Source organism: Pseudonocardia parietis, from assembly GCF_017876315.1.
In the GTDB taxonomy this organism is placed as follows: domain Bacteria; phylum Actinomycetota; class Actinomycetes; order Mycobacteriales; family Pseudonocardiaceae; genus Pseudonocardia; species Pseudonocardia parietis.
Map to the genome: position 1 here is coordinate 5,974,633 of NZ_JAGINU010000001.1, position 14,905 is coordinate 5,989,537.

The 14,905-nt window shown below is 70.4% G+C and carries 14 protein-coding genes; 5 read left to right on the top strand and 9 right to left on the bottom strand.

Annotated elements, in window-relative coordinates:
- Positions 1–46: 46 nt before the first annotated feature.
- The 3 genes from JOF36_RS27975 (at position 47) to JOF36_RS27985 (ending at position 2,526) form a co-directional block, all read left to right on the top strand.
- Positions 47–931: a glutamate ABC transporter substrate-binding protein gene (locus JOF36_RS27975; protein WP_210032751.1), complete on the top strand. Its 885-nt coding sequence runs from the start codon at positions 47–49 to the stop codon at positions 929–931.
- A gap of 78 nt (positions 932–1,009) precedes the next feature.
- On the top strand, positions 1,010–1,657 hold the full coding sequence (locus tag JOF36_RS27980) for an amino acid ABC transporter permease (protein WP_210032752.1): 648 nt from the start codon (positions 1,010–1,012) through the stop codon (positions 1,655–1,657).
- On the top strand, positions 1,654–2,526 hold the full coding sequence (locus tag JOF36_RS27985; protein WP_210032754.1) for an amino acid ABC transporter permease: 873 nt from the start codon (positions 1,654–1,656) through the stop codon (positions 2,524–2,526). Before JOF36_RS27980 ends, JOF36_RS27985 begins: the two co-directional genes overlap by 4 nt.
- Positions 2,527–2,578: 52 nt before the next feature.
- Here the strand turns inward: JOF36_RS27985 and JOF36_RS27990 are convergent, their stop codons facing one another.
- From JOF36_RS27990 to JOF36_RS28005, 4 genes are all read right to left on the bottom strand, one after another.
- Positions 2,579–3,331, bottom strand: coding sequence for an AAA family ATPase (locus tag JOF36_RS27990; protein WP_210032756.1), 753 nt, complete (start codon positions 3,329–3,331; stop codon positions 2,579–2,581).
- 2 nt (positions 3,332–3,333) lie between these two features.
- Positions 3,334–5,337, bottom strand: a complete 2,004-nt coding sequence (locus JOF36_RS27995) for a S9 family peptidase (protein ID WP_307862626.1) — start codon at positions 5,335–5,337, stop codon at positions 3,334–3,336.
- A 67-nt stretch (positions 5,338–5,404) separates the two neighbouring features.
- Complete coding sequence (locus JOF36_RS28000) at positions 5,405–5,734, bottom strand: hypothetical protein (RefSeq protein ID WP_210032757.1); 330 nt, start codon at positions 5,732–5,734, stop codon at positions 5,405–5,407.
- A gap of 7 nt (positions 5,735–5,741) precedes the next feature.
- Complete coding sequence (locus JOF36_RS28005; RefSeq protein ID WP_210032759.1) at positions 5,742–6,422, bottom strand: alpha/beta fold hydrolase; 681 nt, start codon at positions 6,420–6,422, stop codon at positions 5,742–5,744.
- Between the two features lie 90 nt (positions 6,423–6,512).
- Between JOF36_RS28005 and JOF36_RS28010 the strand changes: the two genes are divergently transcribed.
- Entirely contained in the window at positions 6,513–6,812 is a 300-nt protein-coding gene (locus JOF36_RS28010; RefSeq protein WP_210032761.1) for a hypothetical protein, read from the top strand.
- 10 nt (positions 6,813–6,822) lie between these two features.
- Here the strand turns inward: JOF36_RS28010 and JOF36_RS28015 are convergent, their stop codons facing one another.
- From JOF36_RS28015 to sdhC, 3 genes are read right to left on the bottom strand one after another with little or no spacing between them, the layout of a single operon-like run.
- A complete protein-coding gene (locus tag JOF36_RS28015; RefSeq protein ID WP_210032763.1) occupies positions 6,823–7,599 on the bottom strand; it encodes a succinate dehydrogenase/fumarate reductase iron-sulfur subunit in 777 nt (258 codons plus the stop codon).
- A complete protein-coding gene (locus JOF36_RS28020) occupies positions 7,596–9,497 on the bottom strand; it encodes a fumarate reductase/succinate dehydrogenase flavoprotein subunit (RefSeq protein WP_210032765.1) in 1,902 nt (633 codons plus the stop codon). The genes JOF36_RS28015 and JOF36_RS28020 overlap by 4 nt, the downstream gene beginning before the upstream one ends.
- Positions 9,498–9,505: 8 nt before the next feature.
- On the bottom strand, positions 9,506–10,318 hold the full coding sequence (sdhC, locus tag JOF36_RS28025; RefSeq protein WP_210032767.1) for a succinate dehydrogenase subunit SdhC: 813 nt from the start codon (positions 10,316–10,318) through the stop codon (positions 9,506–9,508).
- Positions 10,319–10,756: 438 nt separating this feature from the next.
- On the opposite strand from sdhC, the gene gdhA reads away from it, so the two are divergent.
- Positions 10,757–12,094 (top strand): NADP-specific glutamate dehydrogenase, encoded by a 1,338-nt coding sequence (gdhA, locus tag JOF36_RS28030; protein WP_210032769.1) that lies wholly within the window; start codon positions 10,757–10,759, stop codon positions 12,092–12,094.
- Positions 12,095–12,173: 79 nt separating this feature from the next.
- Here the strand turns inward: gdhA and JOF36_RS28035 are convergent, their stop codons facing one another.
- Together JOF36_RS28035 and JOF36_RS28040 are read right to left on the bottom strand one after the other, a co-directional pair.
- Positions 12,174–12,926: a succinate dehydrogenase/fumarate reductase iron-sulfur subunit gene (locus JOF36_RS28035; protein ID WP_210032770.1), complete on the bottom strand. Its 753-nt coding sequence runs from the start codon at positions 12,924–12,926 to the stop codon at positions 12,174–12,176.
- Positions 12,927–12,937: 11 nt separating this feature from the next.
- Positions 12,938–14,905, bottom strand: coding sequence for a fumarate reductase/succinate dehydrogenase flavoprotein subunit (locus tag JOF36_RS28040; RefSeq protein ID WP_210032772.1), 1,968 nt, complete (start codon positions 14,903–14,905; stop codon positions 12,938–12,940).

Below are 14,905 nucleotides of genomic sequence, written 5' to 3' on the forward strand. Positions count from 1 at the left end.
ATCTGCACCGACGGTGGTCCCGTCCCTCACGAGTGGAGATCGACGCATGAAGAGAACCCGCATGCTGGTCGCGGCCGGCCTGGCCGCCGCACTGGCGCTGGCCGGTTGTGGCCAGGAGGGCGCGCCCGGCGCGCAGGGCTCCGGCTACGAGCCGGCCGTCGCGCAGAACGTCACCGTCGAGGGCTCCCCGACGTTCGACAAGATGAAGCAGCGTGGGCGGGTCGTCGTCGGAGTGAAGGACGACCAGCCGGGCCTGGGCTTCCGGGACGCCACCACCGGTCAGTTCTCCGGGTTCGACATCGACATCGCGAAGATGGTCGCCGGCGGTCTCGGGTTCGCCCCGGACCAGATCGACTGGCAGGTCGTGCCGTCCGCCGCCCGTGAGGACGTCATCGAGCGCGGGGAGGTCGACTTCTACGTCGGCACCTACACGATCAACGACAAGCGCAAGGAGCGCGTCGGGTTCGCCGGCCCGTACTACATCGCCGGCCAGGGCCTGCTGGTCCGCGCCGACGACACCGAGATCACCGGCCCGCAGACGCTGCAGGGCAAGACGGTCTGCTCGGCCACCGGTTCCACCCCGATCCAGCGGGTCCGGGACCAGAACCTGACCAGCGAGATCGTCGAGTTCCAGACCTACACCCAGTGCGTCGACCAGCTGATCAACGGTCAGATCGACGCCGTCACCACCGACGACGCGATCCTGCTCGGCTACGCCTCGCAGAACCCGGAGCAGCTCAAGGTCGTCGGCGAGACGTTCTCCGAGGAGCCCTACGGCATCGGCGTCCCGAAGGGCGACACCGCGTTCCGCAACAAGGTCAACGACCTGCTGCAGGCCGCGATCGACGACGGCACCTGGAAGACGATCTACGACGGCACGCTGGGCAAGTCCGGCACCCCGGCCGACCCGCCGCAGGTCGAGCGCTACTGACCATCCCCACGGCCCGGCCGCCGGTGAGTCGATCACCGGCGGCCGGCCGCGTGGCCGAGCACGGAAGGAGAGCACCCGGTGAACGTCCTGCTGGACAACCTCGGCCTGTACGCCAGGGGTTTCGGCGGCACCCTCGCGCTGTTCGTGGTCTCCGCGATCGGATCGCTGGTCCTCGGCACGATCGTCGCCGGCATGCGGGTGAGCCCGGTCCCGGTGCTGCGCGGGGTCGGGACGTTGTACGTGACGGTCCTGCGGAACACGCCGCTGACGCTGGTGCTGTTCTTCTTCGCCTTCGCCTACCCGCGCCTCGAGCTGGTGGAGCTGTCGTTCTTCACCCTTGCCTGCATCGGCCTGACCCTGTACACGGCCGCGTTCGTGTGCGAGGTCATCCGCTCGGGCATCAACACCGTCCCGGTCGGGCAGGCGGAGGCCTCGCGGGCGCTCGGTTTCAGCTTCACCCAGACCCTGAGCCAGATCGTGCTGCCGCAGGCGATCCGCGCGGTCGTCCCGCCGATGACGAACATCCAGATCGCGCTGCTGAAGAACACGACGATCGCGGCCGGCTTCGCCGTGGTCGAGGCCGGCGGCATCTACGCCAACCTGTCCGAGCGCGGCTACAACGTGTTCGTCGGCCTGCTGTGGGTGGCGCTGTTCTTCATCCTCCTGGTGATCCCGCTGACGATCCTGCAACGTCGCCTCGACGAGCGGTGGAGCGCTGCCCGATGACTTCAGTCCTCTACGACGTCCCCGGCCCGGTGGCCCGGTCGCGCAACCGCATCGCCGGCGTCCTCGGGATCGCGGTGATCGTCGCGGTGCTGGCCTTCGTGATCTACCGCTTCTACGACGCCGGGCAGTTCAGCCCGCGGCTGTGGGAGTGGATCACCTACATCAACATCCAGTACCTGCTGCTGAACGCGCTCTGGGCGACGGTCAGCGCGTTCCTGGTCGCCGCGGTGCTCTCGCTGCTGTTCGGCGCGGTGTTCGCCGCGGGGAGACTGTCCGACCACCGGTGGATCAGCGCTCCCGCGACGGTCGTGATCGAGCTCTTCCGTGCGGTCCCGCTGCTGATTCTGATCTTCATCCTGTACTACGGCCTCGACCGCGGCCTGGGCATCACGATCGACGCCTTCTGGGCCGTCGTGCTGGGCCTGATGCTCTACAACGGCTCGGTGCTCGCCGAGGTGTTCCGTGCCGGGGTCAACGCCGTCCCCCGCGGCCAGCGGGAGGCGGCGTACGCCCTGGGCCTGCGCAAGACCCAGGTGATGACCAGCATCCTGTTGCCGCAGGCGATCCGGTCGATGCTGCCGACGATCCTGTCGCAGCTCGTGGTCGTGCTGAAGGACACCGCGCTCGGCTTCATCATCCTCTACCCGGAGCTGCTCTACCAGGCACGCTTCCTCGGGAGCCAGAACCAGCTGGGATCCCCCATCCTGCCGGTGGCGCTGGTGATCGCGGTCATCTACATCGGGCTGTGCCTGATCCTGACCGGGATCTCGCGGCTGGTGGAGAAGCGGCTCTCCCAGGGGCCGCGCAAGGCGAAGACCGCCGATCCCGACCTGACCGCCCCGCCGATCGGTCAGGGCGCCGGCCTCTGATCCGCACGGACGGCGGCGGGTCCCGGGTTCATCGATCCCGGGACCCGCCGTCCTACAGGTGCCGCAGGAACGCGTCCGGGTCGGCGAGGAACCCCCGGGTGAGGACGACGGGGGCGGCGTCGTCGTAGGTGGTCCGGCGGACGTCGCCGTCGTCGCCGATCTCCAGGATCGTCGCGCCGGGCAGGGCCAGCAGGATCGGCGAGTGCGTGGCGACGACGAACTGGCTCCCGCGGGCCGTCAGGTCCGCCATCCGGCCGAGGACGGCCAGCGCACCGGTCACCGACAGCGCCGCCTCGGGCTCGTCGAGCAGGTAGAGCCCGCGCGGGCCGAAGCGGTGGTTGAGCAGGGCGAGGAACGACTCGCCGTGGCTGCGTTCGTGGCCGGAGCCGCCGTAGGCCGCCTTGATCGGCGGACCGCCGGGTTCCTCGTCGAGCCGTTCCACCTCGGTCGCGACGTTGTAGTACGACTCGGCGCGCAGGAAGAAGCTGGTCCGTTCCCGCCCCGGCCTGCGCGCCACCCGCAGGTGCGCCCCGAGGCCGGACTCGCTGGCCCGGGTGGCGAACCGGAAGTTCTTCGAGCCGCCCTCGGGGTTGAGCCCGAGGGCGACGGCGAGCGCCTCGATCAGCGTGGACTTGCCGGAACCGTTCTCCCCCACCAGGAACGTCACGCCGGGGTACAGGTTCAGGCCGCCGCGCTCGCGCAGCCACCGGACCACCGGGAGGTCGAACGGGTAGCCCTCGAGCGGCGCGTCCGGGGTCAGGGTCGTCCGGGCGAGGAAGTGCCCGGCGGCAGGACGGCTCGGCATCCTCAGAGGTTCTCGATCTCCACCGGCTCGATGTCCTCGTCCTCGGGCAGCGCGAACCCGAAGACCTGCGAGTAGAACGCCAGCTCCGCGTCGAGCGCGCGGCGGATGTTCTGCGCCTGCCGGAAACCGTGCTGCTCGCCCTCGAAGAGCAGGTAGGCGACCGGGACCCCGCGCGAGCGCAGCGCGTCGACGATCATCTCGGACTGGTTGGGCGGGACGATCGCGTCCTCGTCACCCTGCAGCACGATCAGCGGCGTGGAGAACTTACCGACGTGGGTCAGCGGCGACCGCTCGGTGTAGACGTCGCGGGCCTGCGGGTAGGGCCCGATCAGGCCGTCCAGGTAGCGGGACTCGAACTTGTGCGTGTCCGCGGCGAGCGCCGCCAGGTCGGCGACCCCGAAGTGGTCGGCCCCGGCGGAGAACGGCGTGTCCTCGCGGGCCAGGGCGGCGAGCGTGGTGAACCCACCTGCCGACCCGCCGCGGATCGCGAGCCGCGCCGGGTCGACCCGGCCGGTCTCGGCGAGAGTGCGCGCGGCGGCCAGGCAGTCGGCCACGTCGACGATCCCCCACGCCCCCCTGAGCTGCTCGCGGTACTCGCGGCCGTACCCGGTGGAGCCGCCGTAGTCGACGTCGACGACACCGAACCCGCGGCTGGTCCAGTACTGGACCCCGACCGACAGCACCGGTACCGCGGCACCGGTCGGCCCGCCGTGGATCACCACGAGCAGCGGCGGAAGCTCACCCTCGGGCGCGTCGTACGTGCCGAACGGCGGGTAGTAGAGCGCGTAGCCGGTGCGCGGGTTGCCCTCGGCGTCGCCGGAGAGGAACTGGATCGGCTCCGGCACCGAGATCGTCTCCGGGTGCAGGCCGAGATCACGCGGCGCCCGCAGGGTCTGCACCCCGGCAGCACCCGGCTCGCCCGTACCGGCCGGTGCGGGCACGACCCGGTGCACGCCGGGCTCGGCGGTCGGGCTCCCCGCGACGCAGACGACGGCGTGCGGGCCGTCCGGGCGCACCGACGCGACCACCGAGAACGGGGTGTCCAGCTCGGTGACCGTCCCGTCCAGCTCGCGGACGGCCAGCGCGTCGAAACCGTGCGACGACCGCGCGAACACCACCCGGCCGTCCTCCAGGAAGGTGTAGCGCGACCCCCCGAGCGCCCAGCCGGGCACGCCGATCTCGGCGTCGATCCGGATCATCGCCTCGATGTCCTGGCCGGGCATCCAGCGGTAGAGGTTCCACCAGCCGGTCCGGTCGGACAGGAACGTCAGGGACCCGTCGGGCTGCCACTGCGGTTCGGTGACCGACTCACCCGGCCCGCCCGCGACGTTCATGTCCACACCGGACGCCAGGTCGCGGACGGTGAGCTCGACGTCGTCCCACGGCATGGACGGGTGGTTCCAGGACAGCCAGGCCAGCGCGGCGCCGTCCGGGGAGATCCGGGGCGCGGCGACGAAGTCCGGCCCGGTGACCAGCACCTGCGGCGCGGACGGTGCGCGGGCGTCGAGCCGGACGATCTCGTTGACCACCTCGGTGGCCGGTGCCTGCTCGGACGGGTGGTGCTCGCGGACCGCGACCAGCCAGGAGCCGTCGCCGGCCACGTCGCCGTCGGCGTAGCGGTCCCCGCGCGGGACGGACGGTTCCGGGGTCAGTGCGACCGGATCGCGGCCGCGCTCCAGGCGGTACAGCCGCTGGTCGGACCACTCGACGTACCAGACGACGCCGGGGCTGCCGGCGTGCAGCCACCACGCGCCGCCGCCGTACTCGTGCACGGCGGTGCGCGCGTTCGCGCCCGCGGGCAGCAGGTCGGTGCGGGAGCCGTCGTCGGCCCGGCGGACCAGCTGGATCCGCCCGCCCTCGGTGGCCCGGCCCTCGGCCCAGACCACCCCGGTGTCCTCGGTTCTCGGTGCGCCGGCCGGCCGGACGTCGCCGAGGCGCACCGCAGCCGTCACCACCAGCTCGGACGTGACCGGTGTCGGCCAGGACCCGTACCCCGAGATCGTCACGCCGCCCACGCTAACGGACACGTCGCGCGCGCCACGTGTGATCCCGCCGGGCCCGGTGCGCCGGGGGTCAGCGCCGGGCCGCGACCGTCGCCCGCAGGAGCCGGACGGCCGCCGGGAGGGCCCCGGGGCGCACCACGGGCGCGATCCCCACGACCCCGCGCATCCCCCTCCACCAGCGCACCTGCCCGTCAGTACGCAGCACCCCGACCGCGGGCGTCCGGCAGGCGGCGACGTCGGCGGGCAGGTTCGGGTAGATCTCGGCGAGGCGTGGCTCGCGGCACGACCGCGCCCGGACCCGCACGGTCACGCAGCCGGGCAGCTCCCGCGCGATCCGTGAGCACGGCGCGCAACTCGCGTCGTGCACCACGACCAGCTCCCGGATCCGCGTGCGCGCCACACGGGCATCATCGCGCCAGCAGCGCACCGGCCAGTCGTGCGGGGTGCGCCAGCATCGGGTGGTGCGAGCCCGGGATCGCCTCGGGGACCGTCCCGCGCAGCCGCCGCGCGAGCATCGTCCGTACGAACGCCGACGGGAACAGCTTGTCGTCGCGGCACATCAGGTAGCGGGTGCGCACGTCCGGCCAGCCGTCGCGCGGCCACGGCTGCTCGAACGCGGTCGCGGACTGCTCGCGTTCGTGGCGCAGCGCCTCGTTCGCGGTCTGCTCCGGGACGTCGTGGAAGAACAGCGCCACGACGTCGTCGGGATCCCGGCCGTCCTTCGCGTCCTGCGCGGCGAGCGCCTCGGGGTGCCCGGTCGCCGCCCACCACTGCGCCGCGGACTCCCCCGGCGCCGGCACCATCGCCGTCACCAGCACCAGCTCGCGGACCGCGAGCCGGTCGCAGACCAGCGGTGCGGTGAACCCGCCGAACGAGTGCCCGACGACGACCAGGTCGTCCGGGTCGCCGTCGCCGGACTTCACCGCGTCCACGACGGCGTCGGCATAGTCCTCGAGGTGGGCCCCGTCGTCGTCGCAGGGCAGCTCGACCGCGACGGCGCGGTGGCCGCGCCCGGTCAGCTCCCACATGAGCGGGCCCCAGTACCAGGTGTCTGTCCCGGCCCCGGGGACCAGTGCGAACGTCGTCATGTCAGCTCCGACCTCTCCCGGCCCGCATTCTCATCGGTGCGCCGGCCCCGCCGGCCGGTACGGTCGCCTGACCCGCCCCTAGGAGATCCGATGAGCGACCCGACGAGCGATCCGACGCAGCCTGCGGCCGTCCCCGGCCCGGCCGAGCAGCCCGCCACCGACCACACCGGCTCCACCGACCACACCGGCTCCACCGACTACACCGACGACGGAGCACCGACGTTCGAGTTCGTCCGCGACCGGATCGAGGGCCGCGCCGCGACGGCGGCGGCCGCCGAGGAGCTCGCCGGCGGCGACGCCCGGGCCCGGGAGGCCTCGGACGCGTTCGACGACCGGGAGCGCCGAGCGGCGGACCGCCTCGAGGAGATCCGCCGCTCGATGGGGAACTGAGCAGCCGGCGTCAGGACCCCGGGCGCCGGAAGATCTTGTTCCCGAGCCAGACGAGCGGGTCGTACTTCCGGTCGACCGCCCGCTCCTTCATCGGGATCAGCGCGTTGTCGGTGATCTTGATGTGCTCGGGGCAGACCTCGGTGCAGCACTTGGTGATGTTGCAGAAGCCCAGGCCGTGCTCCTCCTGCGCTTCGGCCGCCCGGTTGCCGTGCGCGTCGAGCGGGTGCATGTCGAGCTCGGCCTGACGCATCAGGTAACGCGGGCCCGAGAACGACTCCTTGTTCTCCTCGTGGTCGCGCACCACGTGGCAGGTGTTCTGGCACAGGAAGCACTCGATGCACTTGCGGAACTCCTGGCTCCGCTCGACGTCGACCTGCTGCATCCGGTACTCCCCCGGCTCCACCCCTTCCGGCGGGTGGAAGGACGGGATCTCACGGGCCTTGGTGTAGTTGAACGACACGTCGCAGACCAGGTCCCGGATCACCGGGAAGGTCCGCATCGGCGTCACCGTGACGACCTCGTTCGGCTCGAACGTGTTCATCCGCGTCATGCACAGCAGGCGCGGCCTGCCGTTGATCTCCGCCGAGCAGGAGCCGCACTTGCCCGCCTTGCAGTTCCAGCGCACGGCCAGGTCGTTCGCCTCGGTGGCCTGCAGCCGGTGGATGATGTCGAGGACGACCTCGCCCTCGTTCACCTCGACCGCGTAGTCGACGAGCTCGCCCTTGGTGTCGTCCCCTCGCCAGACACGGAAGTGCTGGAGGTGGGTGTCCTTCTCGGTACTCGTCACTGCGATCCCTCCATCCGGTGTCCGCCCAGCTCCTCACCGGTGTAGTACTTCTTCAGTTCGTCGGACTCGAACAGGTCGAACAGGTCCGAGCGCATCGCGATCTGCTCCTGGCGGGTCAGCTCGATGCCGTCCTCACCCAGCGCGGTGCACACCAGCAGCAGGTGCCGCCAGTCGGAGTCCATCACCGGGTAGTCGTCGCGGGTGTGCCCACCGCGGGACTCCTGCCGCTCCAGTGCCGCCTTCGCGACGCACAGCGAGACCAGCAGCATGTTCCGCAGGTCCAGCGCGAGGTGCCAGCCCGGGTTGAACCGGCGGTGTCCCTCGACGGTCACCGTGCGGGTCCGGGTGGCGATGTCCTCGAGCTTCTTGAGGGCCATCTCCATCTCGTCTTCCTTGCGGATGATGCCGACGAGCTCGTGCATCGTCTTCTGCAGTTCCTGGTGCACGACGAACGGGTTCTCACCGCCGTCGGTGGCGGTGGAGAACGGCAGCAGTGCCCGGTCCAGCGCGGCCCGGACCTCGGACTCGACGACGGCCGGACGGCCCCGGTCGGCGTGCTGCGCGGCGTGCAGCCCGGCCCTGCGGCCGAACACCAGCAGGTCCGACAGCGAGTTGCCGCCGAGCCGGTTGGAGCCGTGCATGCCGCCGGCGACCTCACCGGCCGCGAACAGTCCCGGCACCCCCGACATCGCGGTGTCGGGCTCGACCTCGACCCCGCCCATCACGTAGTGGCAGGTGGGACCGACCTCCATCGGCTCGGCGGTGATGTCGACGTCGGCCAGCTCCTTGAACTGGTGGTGCATCGACGGCAGTCGCTTGAGGATCTCCTCCGCCTTGAGCCGGGTCGAGACGTCGAGGTAGACGCCGCCGTGCGGGGTGCCGCGCCCGGCCTTCACCTCGGAGTTGATCGCCCGGGCCACCTCGTCGCGGGGCAGCAGCTCCGGCGGGCGCCTGTTGTTGTCCGGATCGGTGTACCAGCGGTCGCCCTCCTCCTCGGAGGTGGCGTACTGGTCCCGGAACACGTCCGGGATGTAGTCGAACATGAACCGTTCGCCGTCGGAGTTGCGCAGCACCCCGCCGTCCCCGCGGACCGACTCGGTGACCAGGATGCCCTTCACCGACGGCGGCCAGACCATCCCCGTGGGGTGGAACTGCAGGAACTCCATGTTGATCAGCGACGCGCCTGCGCGCAGGGCCAGCGCGTGGCCGTCGCCGGTGTACTCCCAGGAGTTCGACGTCACCGAGTAGCTCTTCCCGACGCCCCCGGTGGCCAGCACGATGGCCGGCGCGTCGAAACGCACGAACCGGCCGTCGTTGCGGAAGTAGCCGAAGCAGCCCGAGATCGCGCCGTCGGTGGTGAACAGCTCGGTGATCGTGCACTCGTGGAAGACCCGGATCCGGGACTCGTAGTCGCCCGTCTCGGCGAAGTCCTCCTGCTGCAGCGAGACGACCTTCTGCTGCAGGGTGCGGATCAGCTCCAGGCCGGTGCGGTCGCCGACGTGCGCCAGCCGCGGGTAGGTGTGCCCGCCGAAGTTGCGCTGGCTGATCTTGCCCTCGGGCGTGCGGTCGAACAGCGCGCCGTAGGTCTCCAGCTCCCAGACCCGGTCCGGGGCCTCGGTGGCGTGCAGCTCGGCCATCCGCCAGTTGTTGAGGAACTTCCCGCCGCGCATCGTGTCGCGGAAGTGGACCTGCCAGTTGTCGTTCGGGTTGGCGTTGCCCATCGACGCCGCGCAGCCGCCCTCGGCCATCACGGTGTGCGCCTTGCCGAACAGCGACTTGGAGATGATCGCGGTGCGCTTGCCCTGCAGCCGCGCCTCGATCGCCGCGCGGAGCCCGGCCCCACCGGCACCGATGACGACGACGTCGTAGGTGTGCTGCTCGATCTCTTCTTCGGTCATTGTCGAATTCACCCCACGATCCGCAGGTCGGAGATCCACCCGGCCGCGACGGCCATGACATAGAAGTCGGTGATGGCCAGGCTGGCCAGCGTCGCCCAGGCGTACTGACTGTGCCGGGTGTTCAACCTCGACACGAAGGTCCACATCTTGTAGCGGACCGGATGGCGGGAGAAGTGGTTGAGCCGGCCGCCGACGACGCTGCGGCACGAGTGGCAGGACACCGTGTAGCCCCAGAGCAGGACCACGTTCGCCACCAGGATGATGTTGCCCAGCCCGAGCCCGAATCCGCCGTCGGGCTTGGCGAACGCGAGCACCGCGTCATAGGTGTTGATCAGCGTGATGATTCCGGCGATGTAGAAGAAGTACCGGTGCGCGTTCTGCAGCAGCAGCGGGAAGCGGGTCTCCCCCGTGTACTTCGCGTGCGGCTCGGTGACCGCGCATGCCGGCGGCGACAACCAGAACGCCCGGTAGTAGGCCTTCCGGTAGTAGTAGCAGGTCAGCCGGAACAGCAGCAGGAACGGCAGCGAGACCGCGGCGTAGGGCAGCCACCAGACGTCGGGCAGGAACCGCCCGAAGTGCGCGGCGCTCTCGACGCAGCCGACGGAGACGCACGGCGAGTAGAACGGCGTCAGGTAGCCGTAGTCGGCGACGTAGTAGTACTCCTGCATGAACGCCCGGACCGTCGCGTACGCGACCCAGGCGACGAACGCGACGAACGTCGCCAGCGGTGGGAGCCACCATCGGTCGGTGCGCAGTGTTCGGGCGGCGATCGTGGCCCGGCCTGCGCCGGTCCGGCCGCTGGTGTCAGTGGTGGATGACACGCGCGGGAGCTCCTGTCGTCTCACCGGCACCGCGGCCCGGTGCGGGCCCGGACACGGCGCCGTGTCTCGATACTGCTGTCGCCGCGCGGGAGCGGCGTCGGGAGAGCGTACGATGCACATCACATGTGACGTGCGCAGGCATGGGCATCCGCGGCCGTATCGAGACACGACTCACATCCGTCACCGGTCGTCGACCACGAATGCGCGTAGCGTGACCTCGGCGGACGGGTTCCGGCGGGCCGGTGACGTCACCGGAACCGCAGGTCGCCGTGGACGGCGGGGCACCGCGTTCCGACGAGGCCCCGCACGAGTCCGACGTCACTGGATGGCCGGTCCGGGTGAGCCGAGGGCCCCGACCGGCCGAGTTGGTGCCCTGAGCAGGAAATAGAATGCTCGCGGTGTCCCACCCCCACTCGGGAAGGAACGTGAGCAGGGCTGATGCACGACAAGCTGGAACCGATCTACGAGCGGGTGCTTGCCCGCAACCCCGGTGAAGCGGAGTTCCACCAGGCAGTCCGGGAGGTGCTCGAGAGCATCGGACCAGCCGTCGACAAGCACCCCGAGTACGCGCAGGCGCGCATAGTCGAGCGGATCTGCGAGCCCGAGCGCCAGGTGATCTTCCGGGTGCCGTGGGAGGACGACAGCGGCGACATCCACATCAACCGCGGGTTCCGGGTCGAGTTCAACAGCGCCCTGGGCCCGTACAAGGGCGGCCTGCGCTTCAACCCCTCGGTGCTGCTGGGCACGGTCAAGTTCCTCGGGTTCGAGCAGGTGTTCAAGAACGCCCTCACCGGGCTGCCGATCGGTGGCGGCAAGGGTGGGTCGGACTTCGACCCGCGCGGGCGCTCGGACCGCGAGGTCATGCGGTTCTGCCAGAGCTTCATGCTCGAGCTGTACCGGCACATCGGCGAGTACACCGACGTCCCGGCCGGCGACATGGGCGTCGGGTCGCGGGAGATCGGCTACCTGTTCGGGCAGTACAAGCGGATCACCAACCGGTACGAGTCCGCGGTGCTGACCGGCAAGGACCTCGTCTACGGCGGCGCCCAGGTCCGCCGGGAGGCCACCGGCTACGGCTGCACGTACTTCGTCGAGCAGGTCCTGAAGTCGCGGGGCGACTCGTTCGAGGGCAAGGACGTCGTGGTCTCCGGATCCGGCAACGTGGCGCTCTACACCATCGAGAAGGTGCACCAGCTCGGTGGCCGGGTGGTCGCCGCGTCGGACTCCAGCGGGTTCATCCACGACCCCAAGGGCATCGACCTCGAGCTCCTCAAGGAGATCAAGGAGGTCCGCCGCGAGCGGATCAGCACCTACGCCGACACGGTGCCGCACGCCGAGCTGGTCTCCGACCGGTCGATCTGGGAGGTCCCCTGCCAGGTCGCACTCCCGTCGGCCACCCAGAACGAGCTCGACGCCGACGGCGCGGCCGCACTGGCCCGCAATGGCTGCCTGGTCGTCGGCGAGGGCGCCAACATGCCGACCACCCCGGGGGCCGTGAAGGTGTTCCAGGAAGCCGGCGTGCTCTTCGCGCCCGGCAAGGCGGCGAACGCCGGTGGCGTCGCGGCCTCGGCTCTGGAGATGCAGCAGAACGCCTCGCGTGACTCCTGGAGCTTCGCCTACTCGGAGAACCGGCTGCGCGAGATCATGATCGACGTGCACGACCGGTGCCACGCCACCGCCGAGGAGTACGGCCGTCCGGGCGACTACGTCGCGGGGGCCAACATCGCCGGCTACGCGCGGGTGGCCGAGGCGATGCTGGCGCTCGGCCTGGTCTGAGGCCTGCTCCGGCCCGCACACACGACGAGGCCGGCCCGCCCCGGGGAGGGGGCGGGCCGGCCTCGTGTCGTTGCGGGGGTCAGGACTTCTTCTTGCCGCCCACCGTGGCCGCGAGGTAGTCGCGGTTGAGCTGGGAGATCACGTCGAGCGGGATCTCCTTCGGGCAGGCGGTGGCGCAGGCGCCGGTGTTGGTGCAGCCGCCGAAGCCGGCGTCCTCGTGGGTCTGCACCATGTTGACGACGCGCTCGTAGCGCTCCGGCTGGCCCTGCGGCAGCTCGCCGAGGTGGGTCAGCTTCGCCCCCAGGAACAGCGACGCCGAGCCGTTCGGGCAGGCCGCCACGCAGGCACCGCAGCCGATGCAGTTCGCGGCCGCGAACGCGCGGTCGGCCTGCGCCTTCGGCACGGCGTTGGCGTTCGCCTCCGGAGCCGAACCGGTGTTGACCGAGACGTAGCCGCCGGACTGGATCACCTTGTCGAACGCGCCGCGGTCGACGACCAGGTCCTTGATCACCGGGAAGGCGCCGGACCGGAACGGCTCGACGACGATGGTGTCGCCGTCGGAGTAGTGCCGCATGTGCAGCTGGCAGGTGGTCGTCGCCCGCTGCGGACCGTGCGGCTGACCGTCGATGACCATGCTGCAGGTACCGCAGATGCCTTCACGGCAGTCGTGGTCGAACGCGACCGGCTCCTCGCCGGCCAGGATCAGCCTCTCGTTGAGCACGTCGAGCATCTCGAGGAACGACATGTCCTCGTCGGCCTCGACGTCGTAGGTGGCCAGGCGGCCCTTGTCGATGGCGTCGCGCTGGCGCCAGACCTTCAGGGTGAGTTTCACGTCTGCTCGCCTTACTTGTAGCTGCGCTGGGTCGGGTGCACGTATTCGAAGACGAGCTCCTCCTTGTGCAGGACGGGTGCCTGCCCGCGGCCGGTGTACTCCCAGGCCGAGGTGAAGGAGAAGTTCTCGTCGTCGCGCTGTGCCTCGCCTTCCTCGGTCTGGCTCTCGCCACGGAAGTGGCCACCGCAGGACTCGCGACGCACCAGCGCGTCCAGGCACATGAGCTCACCGAGCTCGAGGAAGTCGGCCACCCGGCCGGCCTTCTCCAGGCTCTGGTTCAGCTCCGCGCCGGTGCCGGGCACCTTGACGTTGCTCCAGAACTCGCGGCGCAGCTCCGGGATCCGGTCCAGCGCCTTGCGCAGGCCCTCCTCGGTCCGCTCCATGCCGCAGTAGTCCCACATGATCTGGCCGAGCTCACGGTGGAACGAGTCCACCGTGCGGGTCCCGTTGATCGACAGGAGCTGGTCGATCCGGTCGGTCACCGACTTCACGGCCTCCACGACCTCGGGCGCATCCTCCGGGATGTCGTCGAGGTTGTGCTTGGCGATGTAGTCACCGATGGTCACCGGCAGGACGAAGTAGCCGTCGGCCAGGCCCTGCATCAGCGCCGAGGCGCCGAGCCGGTTCGCACCGTGGTCGGAGAAGTTCGCCTCGCCACCGATGTACAGACCGGGGACCGTCGACTGCAGGTCGTAGTCGACCCACAGACCGCCCATCGTGTAGTGCACGGCGGGGTAGATCCGCATCGGGACCTCGTACGGGTTCTCCCCCGTGATCCGCTCGTACATCTCGAACAGGTTGCCGTACTTGGCCTCGACGGCCTTGCGGCCGAGCCGCTGGATGGCGTCGTCGAAGTCCAGGTAGACGCCCAGGCCACCGGGGCCGACGCCGCGCTCCTCGTCGCAGACCTCCTTGGCGGCCCGGGACGCGATGTCGCGGGGCACCAGATTGCCGAACGCCGGGTACTTGCGCTCGAGGAAGTAGTCCCGCTCGTCCTCCGGGATCGCCTTCGGGCCACGGTCGTCGCCGAGCTTCTTCGGGACCCAGACGCGACCGTCGTTGCGCAGCGACTCCGACATCAGGGTCAGCTTCGACTGGTGGTCACCGGAGACCGGGATGCAGGTCGGGTGGATCTGGGTGAAGCACGGGTTCGCGAACAGCGCGCCCTTGCGGTGCGCCCGCCAACCGGCGGTCACGTTGCAGCCCTTGGCGTTCGTCGACAGGTAGAAGACGTTGCCGTAGCCACCGGAGGCCAGCACCACCGCGTCCGCGGTGTGCACCTCGATCTCCCCGGTGACCATGTCGCGGGCCACGATGCCGCGGGCCCGGCCCTCGACGACGATCAGCTCCAGCATCTCGTGCCGGGTGAACATCTCGACGGTGCCGGCCTCCACCTGGCGCTCCAGGGCCTGGTAGGCGCCGAGCAGCAGCTGCTGGCCGGTCTGGCCGCGGGCGTAGAAGGTCCGGGAGACCTGCACACCACCGAACGAGCGGGTGTCGAGCAGGCCGCCGTAGTCACGGGCGAACGGGACGCCCTGCGCGACGCACTGGTCGATGATGTTCCGGCTGATCTCGGCGAGCCGGTGCACGTTCGACTCGCGGGCGCGGAAGTCGCCGCCCTTCACTGTGTCGTAGAACAGCCGGTAGACGCTGTCGCCGTCGTTGCGGTAGTTCTTCGCCGCGTTGATGCCGCCCTGGGCGGCGATCGAGTGCGCCCGGCGCGGGCTGTCCTGGTAGCAGAACGTCTTGACCTGGTAGCCGGCCTCGCCGAGCGTGGCGGACGCGGCGCCACCGGCCAGACCGGAACCGACGACGATGATCTTCTTCGTCCGCTTGTTGGCCGGGTTCACCAGCTTCACGCCGAAGCGGCGGCGCTCCCAGCGCGTCTCGATCGGGCCGGACGGGACGGCCTTGTCGACGACCGGCTCACCGGTCGCGTAGTCGCTATAGCTCACGTGGTGGGTAGAGGCGTCAGTCAT

Coding starts and splice junctions, on each gene's coding strand:
- JOF36_RS27975 (WP_210032751.1), top strand. CDS start 47: ATGAAGAGAACCCGCATGCTGGTCGCGGCCGGCCTGGCCGCCGCACTG.
- gdhA (WP_210032769.1), top strand. CDS start 10,757: ATGCACGACAAGCTGGAACCGATCTACGAGCGGGTGCTTGCCCGCAAC.
- JOF36_RS28040 (WP_210032772.1), bottom strand. CDS start 14,905: ATGACTGACGCCTCTACCCACCACGTGAGCTATAGCGACTACGCGACC.
- JOF36_RS28010 (WP_210032761.1), top strand. CDS start 6,513: ATGAGCGACCCGACGAGCGATCCGACGCAGCCTGCGGCCGTCCCCGGC.
- JOF36_RS27985 (WP_210032754.1), top strand. CDS start 1,654: ATGACTTCAGTCCTCTACGACGTCCCCGGCCCGGTGGCCCGGTCGCGC.
- JOF36_RS28020 (WP_210032765.1), bottom strand. CDS start 9,497: ATGACCGAAGAAGAGATCGAGCAGCACACCTACGACGTCGTCGTCATC.
- JOF36_RS27990 (WP_210032756.1), bottom strand. CDS start 3,331: ATGCCGAGCCGTCCTGCCGCCGGGCACTTCCTCGCCCGGACGACCCTG.
- JOF36_RS28005 (WP_210032759.1), bottom strand. CDS start 6,422: ATGACGACGTTCGCACTGGTCCCCGGGGCCGGGACAGACACCTGGTAC.